The organism is Iodidimonas sp. SYSU 1G8 (assembly GCF_039655775.1).
GTDB lineage: Bacteria > Pseudomonadota > Alphaproteobacteria > SMXS01 > SMXS01 > RI-34.
This window is the reverse complement of the sequence record NZ_JBBYXJ010000001.1, coordinates 249587-262586: the sequence shown is the minus strand read 5'-3', so window position 1 is coordinate 262586 and position 13000 is coordinate 249587. Positions and strand designations below refer to the sequence as shown.

General features: G+C 64.2%; 10 protein-coding genes and 1 pseudogene. 8 read left to right on the top strand and 3 right to left on the bottom strand.

What is annotated here, in order from left to right:
• Positions 1 to 140 precede the first annotated feature (140 nt).
• From dxs to WJU17_RS01270, 4 genes are read left to right on the top strand one after another with little or no spacing between them, the layout of a single operon-like run.
• Positions 141 to 2060 carry a 1-deoxy-D-xylulose-5-phosphate synthase gene (dxs, locus tag WJU17_RS01285; RefSeq protein ID WP_346325538.1) on the top strand — a complete coding sequence of 640 codons (1920 nt, stop codon included), beginning with the start codon at positions 141 to 143 and terminating at the stop codon, positions 2058 to 2060.
• 20 nt (positions 2061 to 2080) lie between these two features.
• Entirely contained in the window at positions 2081 to 2962 is an 882-nt protein-coding gene (hpnD, locus tag WJU17_RS01280) for a presqualene diphosphate synthase HpnD (protein ID WP_346325537.1), read from the top strand.
• Positions 2963 to 2966: 4 nt separating this feature from the next.
• The gene (gene hpnE / locus WJU17_RS01275; RefSeq protein WP_346325536.1) at positions 2967 to 4235 is read left to right on the top strand and encodes a hydroxysqualene dehydroxylase HpnE; all 1269 of its coding nucleotides are present in this window, start codon (positions 2967 to 2969) and stop codon (positions 4233 to 4235) included.
• Positions 4232 to 4927 (top strand): hypothetical protein, encoded by a 696-nt coding sequence (locus tag WJU17_RS01270; protein WP_346325535.1) that lies wholly within the window; start codon positions 4232 to 4234, stop codon positions 4925 to 4927. Before hpnE ends, WJU17_RS01270 begins: the two co-directional genes overlap by 4 nt.
• A gap of 18 nt (positions 4928 to 4945) precedes the next feature.
• On the opposite strand, the pseudogene hpnH reads toward WJU17_RS01270, so the two are convergent.
• The 3 genes and pseudogenes from hpnH to WJU17_RS01255 form a co-directional block, all read right to left on the bottom strand.
• Positions 4946 to 6031: pseudogene (gene hpnH / locus WJU17_RS01265) on the bottom strand (adenosyl-hopene transferase HpnH); the annotation flags it as partial.
• Between the two features lie 42 nt (positions 6032 to 6073).
• A complete protein-coding gene (gene ispH / locus WJU17_RS01260) occupies positions 6074 to 7015 on the bottom strand; it encodes a 4-hydroxy-3-methylbut-2-enyl diphosphate reductase (RefSeq protein ID WP_346325534.1) in 942 nt (313 codons plus the stop codon).
• Positions 7016 to 7144: 129 nt separating this feature from the next.
• Positions 7145 to 7897 carry a GNAT family N-acetyltransferase gene (locus WJU17_RS01255; protein ID WP_346325533.1) on the bottom strand — a complete coding sequence of 251 codons (753 nt, stop codon included), beginning with the start codon at positions 7895 to 7897 and terminating at the stop codon, positions 7145 to 7147.
• 173 nt (positions 7898 to 8070) lie between these two features.
• On the opposite strand from WJU17_RS01255, the gene WJU17_RS01250 reads away from it, so the two are divergent.
• From WJU17_RS01250 to WJU17_RS01235, 4 genes are all read left to right on the top strand, one after another.
• Positions 8071 to 9477, top strand: a complete 1407-nt coding sequence (locus WJU17_RS01250; RefSeq protein ID WP_346325532.1) for a 4-hydroxyphenylacetate 3-hydroxylase N-terminal domain-containing protein — start codon at positions 8071 to 8073, stop codon at positions 9475 to 9477.
• Positions 9478 to 9483: 6 nt separating this feature from the next.
• Positions 9484 to 11103, top strand: coding sequence for a long-chain-fatty-acid--CoA ligase (locus WJU17_RS01245; protein ID WP_346327366.1), 1620 nt, complete (start codon positions 9484 to 9486; stop codon positions 11101 to 11103).
• Between the two features lie 11 nt (positions 11104 to 11114).
• A complete protein-coding gene (locus WJU17_RS01240; protein ID WP_346325531.1) occupies positions 11115 to 12116 on the top strand; it encodes an NADP-dependent oxidoreductase in 1002 nt (333 codons plus the stop codon).
• Between the two features lie 75 nt (positions 12117 to 12191).
• A complete protein-coding gene (locus WJU17_RS01235) occupies positions 12192 to 12908 on the top strand; it encodes a tellurite resistance TerB family protein (RefSeq protein ID WP_346325530.1) in 717 nt (238 codons plus the stop codon).
• Positions 12909 to 13000: the final 92 nt, after the last annotated feature.

Below are 13000 nucleotides of genomic sequence, written 5' to 3'. Positions count from 1 at the left end.
AGTTGGCGCAGGACGCCGACTGCTCTACCATATATGGCAGCTGGAGGGGTCAGGCTACGCGGCGCATATTGCTATGCAAAATGTCCGAGGCAGTGTAACCGTCCCTGTTCACGGCCCATGATCAAGAACGACCGGGACCTATGGCGTTAAAGACTCCGCTACTCGACACCATCGCAACCCCTGACCTCCTGAGGGCACTGGATCCCAGCCAGTTGCGACAGCTCGCAGACGAATTGCGGGGGGAAATCATTGATGCCGCGTCCCAGACCGGCGGACATTTCGGCGCGGGCCTCGGCGTCGTCGAACTCACCGTCGCCTTGCACTACATCTTCAATACCCCGGATGATCGCATCATCTGGGATGTCAGCCACCAGGCGTATCCGCACAAAGTGCTGACCGGCCGCCGCGACCGGATCCGTTCAATTCGCCAGAAGGGCGGGCTCTACGGCTTTACGAAGCGCAGCGAGAGCGACTTCGATCCGTTCGGCGCCGCGCACAGCTCCACCTCGATTTCCGCCGGGCTGGGCATGGCCGTCGCCCGCGACATGAAGCAGGCGGACAATCATGTCGTCGCCGTGATCGGTGATGGCGCGATCAGCGCCGGCATGGCCTACGAGGCCATGAACAACGCGGGCGCGCTGAATTCGCGCCTTCTGGTCATCCTGAACGACAATGCCATGTCCATCGCGCCGGCCGTGGGCGCGTTGAGCCACTATCTGCTAAGGATCGTCGAGGAGAACCCGCTACTGTCGCTGGCGGACATCCGGTCCCGCGTCCGTGCTGCCGATCCGCTGCCATTCGCCGACGCGGAAGAACGCGCCAAAGCGCACGCCGCCGGTCCCGACCATCGCGGCACCCTGTTCGAGGACCTCGGCTTCGAGTATGTCGGGCCGGTCGATGGCCACAACATCGACCATCTGGTCACCGTCCTCGACCGGATCCGCGACAGCGAAGCAACCGGCCCCGTGCTGCTGCATGTGCTGACGGAGAAGGGCAAGGGCCATCCGTTCAAGGCGCCGAACGCCGAGAAATATCACGCGGTCAACAAGTTCAACCTGGAGACGGGCGAGCAGGTGAAGTCCGCCCCAAAGGCACCGAGCTATACGGCTGTCTTCGCCCAGGGCCTGATCGAGGAAGCCGAGCACGATCCGAGCATTGTCGCGATCACTGCCGCGATGCCCTCCGGCACGGGCCTTGACATCTTCGGCCGCCGCTTCCCCGAACGCACCCATGATGTGGGCATCGCCGAACAGCATGCGGTGACGTTCGCCGCTGGTCTGGCGACGGAAGGCATGAAGCCCATCGTCGCGATCTATTCAACCTTCCTGCAGCGCGCGTATGATCAGGTGGTCCATGATGTCGCCATCCAGCGCCTGCCCGTCCGCTTCGCCATGGACCGCGCCGGCCTCGTCGGCGCCGATGGCGCGACACACGCCGGCAGTTTCGATCTCGCCTATCTGTGCTGCCTGCCCGACTTCGTCGTGATGGCGCCCGCCGACGAGGCCGAGCTGAAGCACATGCTGGTGACATCGCTCGCCATCGACGACCGTCCCTCGGCGATGCGCTATCCGCGCGGCGAAGGCTGTGGGGTCGCCCTGCCCGCGCGCGGCCAGGAACTGCCCATCGGCAAGGGGCGTATCGTGCGAGAAGGCAACCGCATCGCCCTGCTGTCGCTGGGGACCCGATTGCACGATTGCCTCAAGGCGGCCGACGAACTGGCCCACTATGGCTTGCCCGCGACCGTCGCCGATGCCCGGTTCGCCAAACCGCTGGATCATGATCTGATCCGGCGCCTCGCGCTCAACCATGAAGTGCTGGTGATCGTCGAGGAAGGCGCCGCAGGGGGCTTTGGCGCCCATGTGCTGCAGCACATGGCACGCGAGGGCTTGCTGGACACGGGCGTGAAGGTCCGCACCATGTGCCTGCCCGATTTCTTCATCGGCCATGGCAGCCCAGAGCAACAATATGCCGAAGCCCGCTTGACGCCGGGCGACGTGGTCACGACAGTGCTGGGCGCGCTCGGACAACCGCAATTGCTGCGCGAGGTCGGCGCGAACTGACTTCTCTCAGAGGACTCGCCGTGTCGCTGGCACAGCCTTCCCTATCGCCTGTCCCGCCCAGCCCCACCGATCTGGCGCGGGTTCGCGAAACCGTGATGTCCGCCGGCTCGTCCTTCTATTGGGCCATGCGGGTCCTGCCGACCGAGAAGCGTGATGCCATCTTCGCGGTCTACGCCTTCGCGCGCGAAGTGGATGACATCGCCGATGGCGACGCGTCCGATGCCGAGAAGCGGATCGGCCTGGAACGCTGGCGCGCCGAGATCGACGCCCTGTATCGCGGTGAGCCCAGTCATCCCATTACCCGCGTGCTGCTGCCCGCGCTGGATGCCTATGGGCTTGAAAAGAAAGATTTCGTCGCGCTGATCTACGGCATGGAAATGGATGGCATCGGCCCGATCCGGGCGCCCTCCATGGACGAGCTGATCCTGTATTGCGACCGCGTCGCCTGCGCCGTCGGTCGATTGTGCATCCGCATCTTCGGCGAACCCGGCACGGCCGGACAGGAAACAGCCGATCACCTCGGTCTTGCTCTGCAGCTGACCAATATCCTGCGCGATGTGGAAGAGGATGCCGCCATGGGACGGCTTTATCTGCCCCGCGAACTGCTGACCGGCGCAGGGATCGAGTCTTCCGATCCCGCCCTGGTGCTAAACGACCCGCGCCTGCGAAAGACTTGCCGCGATCTCGCCGTGCGCGCGGAAGAGGAGTTCCGGCTGGCGGAAGCCGCCATCGCCCGGTGTTCGCGGCGGGCCATGCGCCCCGCGATCATCATGATGATGGTCTATCGCAAGACATTCGACCGTCTAATCGCGGAAGACTGGTCATACCTGCCTCACAGCATGCCCAAGGGCGTTTCCAAACTGGAAAAGCTTTGGATCGCGGTGCGTTACGGTATCTTCTGAGCTCATGGCACGCATTCACATCATCGGCGCAGGACTGGCCGGCCTGAGCGCGGCGCTCTCGCTGTCGCGGACAGGGCGACAGGTCACCCTGCTGGAGGCCACGCGCCGCGCGGGCGGACGCTGCCGTTCCTATCATGACGACACACTGGGCTGCGTGCTGGATAACGGCAACCATCTGGTGATGAGTGGCAACAAGGCGGCGATGGCATTCCTCGACGAGGTCAAGGCGCGCGACCGCATGGTCGGTCCCGCGAAGGCCGCCTTCCCCTTCATGGATGTCTCCACGGGCAAGCGCTGGACGGTGCGCCCCAATTCGGGGCCGATTCCCTGGTGGGTTCTGATACCTAGGCGCGGCGTGCCCGGCGCCAATGCCTTCTCCTATCTGCCCGCGATCAAGCTCCTGCTGGCCCAGGAAGGCCAGACAGTCGCCGATGTGCTGCCGGCCGAAGGGCCGCTGTACCGAGGCCTCTGGGAGCCGTTGATTATCGCCGCGATCAATGCCCCGGCCGATGAAGCGGCCGCCGTCCTGATGAAGCCGGTACTGCTGGAGACCTTCGCGAAAGGCTCGGCGTCATGCCGTCCCCTGATCGCCCGTCACAGCCTCGCCGACAGCTTCATCGATCCCGCTCTGGACACTCTGGCCGCGCGCGGCGTGGATGTGCGTTTCGGGAGTCGTATCCAGTCGCTCGAACGTACGCAAGGCCGCGTCTCGGGCTTGATCGCGGGCGACGAGCGGATCGAGATCGCGCAGGGCGACATGGTCATTCTCGCCGTGCCGCCTTGGGACGCGGCAGCGTTGCTGCCCGGTCTCACCACGCCGCCTGCCGGCGATCCCATCGTGAACGTCCATTTCCGGCTGCCGCGCCCGCCGCGTGGGACGGATGCCACCGAGATCATCGGCATCGTCGGCGGCTTCGCCCAATGGATATTCGTCCGGGGCGATGTCGTCTCGATCACCATCAGCGCCGCGCGGCGCGAAGCGCAGATGGATTCAGAGGATATCGCCGGGCGATGCTGGCGCGATGTGCGCGCCGCTCTCGCGATCACCGACGAGATGCCGCCTTACCGCGTCGTCAAGGAGCGCCGTGCGACTTTCGCCCAGACGCCGGAGGCTGTCATTCAGCGGCCCGACGCGGCGACGGTCATCGGCAACCTTTTTCTCGCGGGCGACTGGACCGACACCGGCCTGCCCGCCACCATCGAAGGCGCCATCCGCTCGGGTAACCGGGCCGCGGAGTTAGCATCCCGCACAATCGGAGGAACCGGGTCATGACCCGTCTTGGTATCGTCACCGGCATGCAGTTCGAAGCGGATATCCTCGCGGCCGAGCTGGCAAAATCCGCCGGCGCCGACATCAAGGTCATCTGCGCGGGTCCTGGCTACCGTCCCGCGCGCCGTGCGGCCGAAGCCTTGATGGACGATGGCGCCGACGCCTTGCTGAGCTTCGGCATCGCCGGCAGCCTGCTCGAAGAAGCCAGGCCCGGCACCCTGCTGCTGGCCGACCAGGTGATTCACTGGAGCGATGCCATCGATGTCGACGCCGCCTGGATGGGCCGTCTGCGCGAGGGCATCGCCGGTCAGAAATTTCCATCCCGGCACGGCAATCTCGCCCATAGCGACCCACCGGCGGCGACGCCGTCCGACAAGCGGTTCCTGCACATCCAGACCCGCGCCCTAGGCGTCGACATGGAAAGCTTCGGCGTGGCCGAGATCGCGAGAGATCGCGGGGCGCGGTTCCTTGCCCTGCGCGCGGTCGCCGACGCGCACAATCGCATGGTGCCCGTGTCGGCCATCGAGGCCATGAACAATGACGGCACCGTGAGCGCTGTCAGGGCGCTCACGGTGCTGGGTCTTCATCCTTGGGAAATCGGCGACATGATCCGCCTCGGCCTGAACACCGCGGCGGCGAAGCGGACCCTAAGCGACCTTGCTCGTCTCGGCGTCCCGCGCCTTTTCTTCATGTAGGTCGGTCATGAAGGTGGTGACCTGCTTCTCGAACACGTAGGTCGCGGGCCGCTGGTTCTGCAGCGGGATATCCGGCGCCATCGGGGCATCGGTCGAGACGCCCTTCATGAACACCTTCAGCGCCTTCAGCGGGTTTGACACCGTGTCGGTGACGGCGGTCGGCTCATAGCCGCAGTGAACCATGCAGTTGGCGCACTTTTCATATTTGCCCGTGCCGTAGCTGTCCCAGTCGGTGGTTTCCATCAACTCCTTGAAGGTCGAGGTATAGCCCTCGCCCAACAGATAGCACGGCTTCTGCCAACCGAAGACGTTGCGCGCGGGGCTGCCCCAGGGCGTGCATTCATAGGTCTGGTTGCCCGCGAGGAAATCCAGATACAGGGTCGACTGGTTGAACACCCAGTTGCTGCCACGCTTGTCGCCGAGACGGAAGACGTTGCGGAAGAGTTCCTTGGTATCGCGGCGCGACAGGAAGTGGTCCTGCATGGGCGCACGCTCATAGGCATAGCCCGGCGATACGGTGACGCCTTCGACGCCCAGCGTCTTCACGTAATCGAAGAAGTCGGCAACGCGCTCCGGTTCGGCATTGTTGAACAGGGTGCAGTTGACGGTGACGCGGAAACCGCGCTGCACCGCCTGCTGGATCGCTTCGACGGCCCGGTCGAAGACACCTTCCTGCGACACGGACTTGTCGTGCTCTTCCTTGAGGCCGTCCAGATGAACCGAGAAAGTCAGGTAGGGAGATGGCTTGAACAGGTCCATCTTCTTCTTGAGCAGCAACGCGTTGGTGCACAGATAGACGAACTTCTTGCGGGCGATGATGCCCTCGACGATCTTGTCGATCTCCTTGTGCAGCAGCGGCTCACCGCCCGGGATCGATACCATCGGCGCTCCGCACTCGTCGACCGCCTCGAGACATTCCTCGACCGACAGCCGCCGGTTCAGAATCGCATCCGGATAGTCGATCTTGCCGCAGCCCGAGCAGGCGAGATTGCAGCGGAACAAGGGCTCGAGCATCAGCACCAGCGGATAGCGCTTATTGCCCTTCAGCTTCTGCTTCATGATGTAGCTGGCGACGCGCACTTGCTGGATCAGAGGGACAGCCAAGGATTTATCCTTTCAGAAGAACCTGTTGCGATGCGTCCGGCCTTACGCCGCCGGCCGTTCGACATTACGTACTTGAGACGGCAGCTTGAACTGCACGTTCTCGATAAGGCCATCGAGCATCTCGACGCCTTCCGCCCCCAATTCCTTCAACCGCGCGATCAGTTCATCCACGAGCGCCTCGGGCGCCGACGCCCCGGCGGTCACGCCGACGAGCTTCTTGCCGTCCAGCCACGCCGGATCGAGACACGTCGCGTCGTCGATCAGATAGGACGGAATGTTCATTTCCGCACCGATCTCACGCAGCCGGTTCGAGTTCGAGCTGTTCTGGGCGCCAATGACAAGCAGCACATCGGAACGCTCGACCAGATGCCGCACGGCTTCCTGGCGATTCTGTGTCGCATAACAGATATCCCGGACATCGGGGCCCTTGATCGCAGGAAAGCGCTGGTTGAGCGCCGCGATGATGTCACGGGTGTCATCGACAGACAGCGTGGTCTGGGTGACATAGGCGAGTTGTTCCGGATCAGCGACCGTGAGACGCGCCACGTCCTCGACAGAGCCGACAAGATGGGTCGGACCATCGATCTGCCCCAGCGTGCCGATCACCTCGGCATGGCCCTCATGGCCGATCAGGATGATCTCGTGCCCATTGCGGGCATAGCGCTGACCTTCCATGTGGACCTTGGCGACGAGCGGACAGGTCGCGTCGATCACCTCGAGGCCGCGCTCGCCGGCATCCTTCTCGACGACCTTGGCGACGCCATGGGCGGAGAAGATCGTAATGGAGCCGGCCGGCACCTCGTCCAGTTCATCCACGAAGACGGCGCCCTTGGCGCGCAGGTCTTCGACCACCCGCTTGTTATGCACGATCTCGTGCCGCACGTAGACAGGGCGGCCATATTTGACAAGCGCCCGCTCGACGATGTCGATGGCCCGCTCGACACCCGCACAGAAGCCGCGGGGCTGCGCCAAAAGAATCTTCATTGCGTCCGCTTTCTCCCGGGGACGTTTCCGCCAAGGTCCGTCCTGCATGGCAGGGCTCTGGACCGCTTCGAGCGTGTATATAGTAGATTTCAGGCTGTTGCGCTGCAACCAATACGCAACCCGGTCATACTAACGCTCCCCAGGCTGTCTCCGGTAATGGTAGCGATACACCGGTTCGCCCATCCCGAGGCTGCGATAGAGCGCCTGCCCGGCGACATTGTCGGCCATGACCTGGAGACAGACCGCCGCCGCCCCCTGCGAGGCGCCCCAGCCCATCAGTGACCGGATCAGGCGCGCGGCCGCGCCGCGGCGACGCCATGCCGCATCCGTGACCACGGATTCCAGACAGAGCAGCCCTTCACTGACCGTGCCATAGGCGAGAGCACAATACTGGCCGTCCTCCCTGAACGCCGCGAAGCCAGAGGGGGCCGCGATGGACCGGACAATGCGGTGATAGGCCAACGCCGTATCGGGTGACTGGTCCTGCAGCCGCGACATCGCCATCAGCCAGGCTGCGTCCGGCTCGGGGGTTATCGTCACCGCGGCATCCATAGTGCGGGCGGCGATCGCGGCGTGAAGGGTCAGCGTCCTGCCCTCGGTCGTGTAGCCGGCATCGTCCAGCCGCTGGTCCAGCCCCTGCCCGATCAGGTCGGTGACGCGAAAGATCGCCGGCTGTCCGTGCGACGCATAAAAGCGCTCCGCGACCGGCACCAAGGCCGCGACAGGACCGGGCGCAGGCCCGAGAGCGTTCACCGAGTTGATCCGCCGTCCCAGGCTGCCGGCAAGGTTCAGCACCCAGCCGTCGAGCCAGAGGGAGCGGGGCGCCGGCCACGCGTTGCGGCAGGCGCGCTCCATCCGCCAGGCAAGTTCAAGGTCGTTCATGAATGCGTCCACGCGGTATATACACATCGATTTACCACACCCCGTCACCATTCGCCTCAGTCTAATCGGGATGGATGGCGGCAAGGATACCCGCGCTGGCGGCATCGCTGGACAGGGGCGCGGAGTCCTGCCACCGTTTCACCCGAAAAACGGGGAATTCGGAGACCAGAACCATGATGACGGGCGAGCAGTACAAGGCGTCGCTGAACGATGGCCGCGCGACCTATTTCGAGGGGCGCCGGATCGACGATCTGATGGCTCATCCCATCTTCGCCAAATCCATCGACGACGTGGCGGCCGACTACGACCGCTTCTACAAACCCGGACCGGGCGCGGTCAGCGACTACATGACCGTGCCGGGATCGGTGGACGAGCTGCGCAGGAAGGTCGAGCTGCACCATGAGGTCGATCTGCTGACCCATGTGACCTATGCCTCGATCATGACCTTGCTGACCGCCGCCGACCGAGTGAAGGAAGCCCGGCCGCAAGCGGTCGATGCCATCAACCGGTTCGTCAGGCATGTGCAGGACAACGACCTGCGCATCACCGAGTGCATTACCGACGCCAAGGGCGACCGCGCGCGCAAGCCGGGCCAGCAGGATGATCCGGACGCCTATCTCCACGTGGTCGAGCGGCGATCCGATGGCGTGGTGATCCGGGGCGCCAAGCTGCACATCTCGTGTGCCTCGACAAGCCACGAACTGATGGTCATCCCGACCAAGGCCATGCATGAGGGCGAGGAAGATTACGCCATCGCCTGCGCGGTCCCGGCGAACGCGCCGGGGGTCAAGATCGTCAACACCTCTCCCGCGCCGCGCAACCGCGATGCCCGCGACTACCCGATCTCCAGCAACCATATCGTGCCCGAAGGGTTCGTTATCTTCGACAACGTCTTCGTTCCGAACGATAGGATTTTCCTCGATGGTGAAACGGCTTATGCCGCTGTCTTCGCCCATTCTCTCGGTCTGTGGGAACGGCTTGGCGGCCTGGCGTCCCTGGCGAACGGCGCCGACATGCTGGTGGGGTTCGCCCAGCTGATCGCCGAAGCGAACGGCCTCGAAAAGGTCGGCCACATCAAGGAGAAGATCTCCGAGATGATCATCAACGCCACGCTGATCCGCGCCTGCCTCGAGGCGGCCATCGCGCACAGCGAAGTCACCTCGGAGGGCGCCGCCTTCCCCAACGAGCTGTTCACCAATGCGGGCAAGTACCATGGCGCGGCCAATTACAGCCTGATGGTGCGCCACCTGCACGATATCGGCGGCGGCTCCATCCTCACGGTGCCATCCATGAGCGACCTGGACAATCCGGATACCGGGAATCTGTTGCGCAAATATCTGGGCACCAAGCAATCGGTTGATGGTCGCTATCGTGCCCGTCTGTTCCATGCCATTCGCGATCTGACCGCGGATACCTACGGCGGCTACAAGGCTGTCTCGACCATCCAGGCGGGCGGCGGCCTGTATGCCCAGCGCATCGTCACGCGCAACCACTATGACATGAAGCGGGCCAAGGGCCTGGCGCTCCACGCGGCAAGACTGCACGAGGACGATGGCGCCCTTTCATCGGCGGCGGAGTAAGCGGTGATGATGGGGCTGATGCAGCAACGGCCGCTGCTGATTTCGTCGCTGCTGGAACACGCGGAACTGAACCATGGCGAGACCGAAATCGTCTCGTGCCCGGTCGAGAGCGGCGAGCACCGCTATACCTACGCGGATTGTGCCAAACGCACAAGAATGCTCGCCAAGCTATTGTTATCACTGGGGGTTGAACCAGGGGACCGCATCGGCACGCTGGCCTGGAACACCTGGCGCCATTTCGAGCTGTTCTATGCCATTCCGGGTATCGCGGCGGTGTGCCACACGATCAATCCACGTCTCTTCGAGGAGCAGATCAGCTATATCGTCAATCATGCCGAAGATCGGTTCCTGTTCATCGACCTGACCTTCGTCGAACTGGTGGAGCGGCTGATCGACGACCTGCCCTCGGTCGAGGCGGTGGTCATCATGACCGACGCCGCGCACATGCCGGCCACGACCCTGTCGAACGCGCTGTGCTATGAAGACCTTCTCGCTGGTCAGAACGATGCGTTCGAGTGGCCGCTGTTCGATGAGAACACGGCATCCTCCCTTTGCTATACCTCGGGGACGACGGGTGATCCCAAGGGTGTGCTTTATGCGCATCGTTCAACGATTCTGCATACTTACGCCGCGTCGCTGCCTGACGTGCATGCCTTCAGCGCCCATGACTGCATCCTGCCCGTCGCACCCATGTTCCATGCCAATTCCTGGGGTATCCCCTATTGCGCCGCGGCCGTGGGCGCCAAGCTGGTGTTGCCGGGCCGCGATGTCAGCGGCGCGCGCATTCACGAGTTGATGTTGAAGGAAGGCGTGACCCATTCCGCAGCAGTACCAACTATCTGGCTCGATCTTCTCAACCAGATCGAGAGCTCGGGAAAGGGCGTCGGCCAGCTGAACCGGGTCTGCATCGGCGGCACCGCGCCGCCCCGCAGCATGATCGCCCGCTTCCACAAGCTGGGCGTGCAGGTCCGCCAGGGCTGGGGCATGACGGAGATGAGCCCGATGGGCACCTTCGCCACCTTGAAGCGGGACATGCTCGACTGGCCGGAGGAGCGCAAGCTTGACGTTCTGGTCAAGCAGGGTCGCGGCGCGTATGGCGTGCAGATGCGGATCGTCGACGATGAAGGTCGGGTACTGCCCCGTGACGGCAAGACTTTCGGGCTGCTTCAGGTGCGCGGTCCGTGGGTGACCTCGGGATACTTCAGGCGGCAGGACAGCCCCATCGATGCCGATGGCTGGTTCGACACCGGCGATGTGGCGACCATCGATCCCCACGGATTCATGCAGATCACGGACAGGGCCAAGGACGTCATCAAGTCCGGCGGCGAATGGATCAGCTCCATCGAACTGGAGAACGCGGCGATGGGCCATCCCGGCGTCGCCGAAGCCGCGGTGATCGGCGCCGCGCACCCGAAGTGGGACGAGCGTCCCCTGCTCGTCGTCGTGCCCAAGGGCGCGCCGCCGGACAAGCACGAGCTGATCGAGTATCTCAGCGCCCACGTGGCGAAATGGTGGCTGCCCGACGATGTGGTGTTCGTCGACGAACTGCCCCATACGGCGACCGGCAAGGTCCAGAAAACGGCGCTACGGGACCGCTTCCGCGACTACACGCTGCCGACCGCCTGAAGGAGCATGCCATGAGCGACATCAACCGCCAGTTCATGCTCGCCCGCATCCCGTCGGGTCCGCTGACGCAGGACTGTTTTCGACTGGAGCGCGGCGCTATCCCGATGCCGGGCGATGGCGAGGTCCTCGTCAAGGCGCGCTACGTGTCGCTGGACGCCGCCAACCGCGCCTGGATGCAGGGCGCGACCTATAGGGACGCCATTGAGGCCGGCACGGTGATGGCAGGCGGCGTCCTGGGTGAAGTAGTGCAGTCACGTCATGGGGATTTCGCACCGGGTGACCTGGTGTCAGGTGATTGCGGGTGGCAGGATTATGCCGCAAGGCCTGGTAAAGTATTGAGAAAGGTGACGCCAACAGATCCGCTTTCCCATCTGCTCAGCATCTACGGGATCACCGGTCTGACCGCCTATTTCGGCCTGATCGAGGTCGGCCGGCCAAAGGCAGGCGAGACCGTCGTCGTCTCGGCCGCGGCCGGCGCGGTCGGTAATGTGGTGGGCCAGATCGCCAAGGTCCTGGGCTGCCGCGTGGTCGGGATCGCGGGCTCGGACGACAAGTGCCGCTGGCTGACCGACGAGCTCGGCTTCGACGAGGCGGTCAACTACAAGTCCGGCCCGCTCTACAAGACCCTGAAAGCCGCCTGCCCCGGCGGTATCGACGTCTATTTCGACAATGTCGGCGGCGACGTGTTCGAAACCGTGCTGTTTCAAATGAACCTGCTGGGCCGCATCGCCTGCTGCGGCGCCGTATCCGCCTATGATGGCACGCCGCCTGCCCACGGCCCGCGCGGCGTGCCCGGCCTGTTCGTGGTCAAGCGCCTGACGGTGCGCGGCTTCATCGTCTCGGACTTCTTCGAGCAGCGCGACGAGGCGCTCGAGCAGTTGCGCGCGTGGGTGGCCGATGGCCGGTTGAAGGTGATCGAGGACGTCATCAGCGGTTTCGAGGCACTCCCCGAAGCGTTGATCGGGCTGCTGAACGGCGAAAACCGCGGCAAGCGCATGGTCAAAATCTGTTAGTACGCTGGTTGAACTGCGGGGATTTCATCCCCAATTGTGTCCTGACCCAAATTACCGGCAACCCAAGGACACCACATGGACCCGACCAGGCTGCTCAATCAATTCCTCGGCGCCGACGCCAAGGCTGCCCTAGGTCAGGCCGGGGGCTTCGCCAAAGAGAAAATGGGCGGCATGGGTGGGATGGGCGGTTTCGCTGGCGGCGCGGCCGCAGGGGGCCTTCTGGCCTTGCTGCTGGGCAACAAGAAGGTTCGCAAGATGGCCGGCGGCGTCGCGGGCTATGGCGGTGCGGCCGCTCTGGGCGCCCTGGCGTTCAAGGCCTATCAGAACTGGCAGCAGGGCAAGGCCGCGGCCAATGCGCCTGTGCCGACGCCGGCGGATATTCGCCATACGGATGAGCGCTTCCTGCCATCGGCGACGCCCGCCGCCAACGGTCAGCCCTTCGAGCTCGCGCTCGTCAGCGCCATGATCGGCGCGGCGAAGGCGGACGGCCATGTGGATGCCGATGAACAGAAGCAGCTTTTCGAGCAGGTCGATCGTCTCGGGCTCGACGCGGAAGCCAAGGCGTTCGTGTTCGATGCCCTCGCCCGGCCCGCCGATCTGTCCGCCATCGCAGGGGCGGCCAGGACGCAGGAGCAGGCCACGGAGATCTACCTGGTGTCGCGCCTTGCCATCGATCCAGATCATCCGGCCGAGAAGGCCTATCTGGAGGCGCTCGGTCATCGGCTGAAACTCCCGCCCGATCTGGTCGCTCATCTGGACCGCCAGGCGGAAGCGAGCCTGGTCACGGCCTGAGCGCCTCGCGACTTCCCTTAACGGGGTTTTAGCCACTACTCTTCGTGATCGGAGAGACGGGTCGGATACGCCGGTCCTCTCGATCATGGGGA

What these genes read in the sequence shown, in the direction of transcription:
- WJU17_RS01240 (WP_346325531.1), top strand. Translation starts at nt 11,115, where the DNA reads ATGAGCGACATCAACCGCCAGTTCATGCTCGCCCGCATCCCGTCGGGT.
- WJU17_RS01250 (WP_346325532.1), top strand. Translation starts at nt 8,071, where the DNA reads ATGATGACGGGCGAGCAGTACAAGGCGTCGCTGAACGATGGCCGCGCG.
- WJU17_RS01245 (WP_346327366.1), top strand. Translation starts at nt 9,484, where the DNA reads ATGATGGGGCTGATGCAGCAACGGCCGCTGCTGATTTCGTCGCTGCTG.
- ispH (WP_346325534.1), bottom strand. Translation starts at nt 7,015, where the DNA reads ATGAAGATTCTTTTGGCGCAGCCCCGCGGCTTCTGTGCGGGTGTCGAG.
- hpnE (WP_346325536.1), top strand. Translation starts at nt 2,967, where the DNA reads ATGGCACGCATTCACATCATCGGCGCAGGACTGGCCGGCCTGAGCGCG.
- dxs (WP_346325538.1), top strand. Translation starts at nt 141, where the DNA reads ATGGCGTTAAAGACTCCGCTACTCGACACCATCGCAACCCCTGACCTC.
- WJU17_RS01270 (WP_346325535.1), top strand. Translation starts at nt 4,232, where the DNA reads ATGACCCGTCTTGGTATCGTCACCGGCATGCAGTTCGAAGCGGATATC.
- WJU17_RS01255 (WP_346325533.1), bottom strand. Translation starts at nt 7,897, where the DNA reads ATGAACGACCTTGAACTTGCCTGGCGGATGGAGCGCGCCTGCCGCAAC.
- WJU17_RS01235 (WP_346325530.1), top strand. Translation starts at nt 12,192, where the DNA reads ATGGACCCGACCAGGCTGCTCAATCAATTCCTCGGCGCCGACGCCAAG.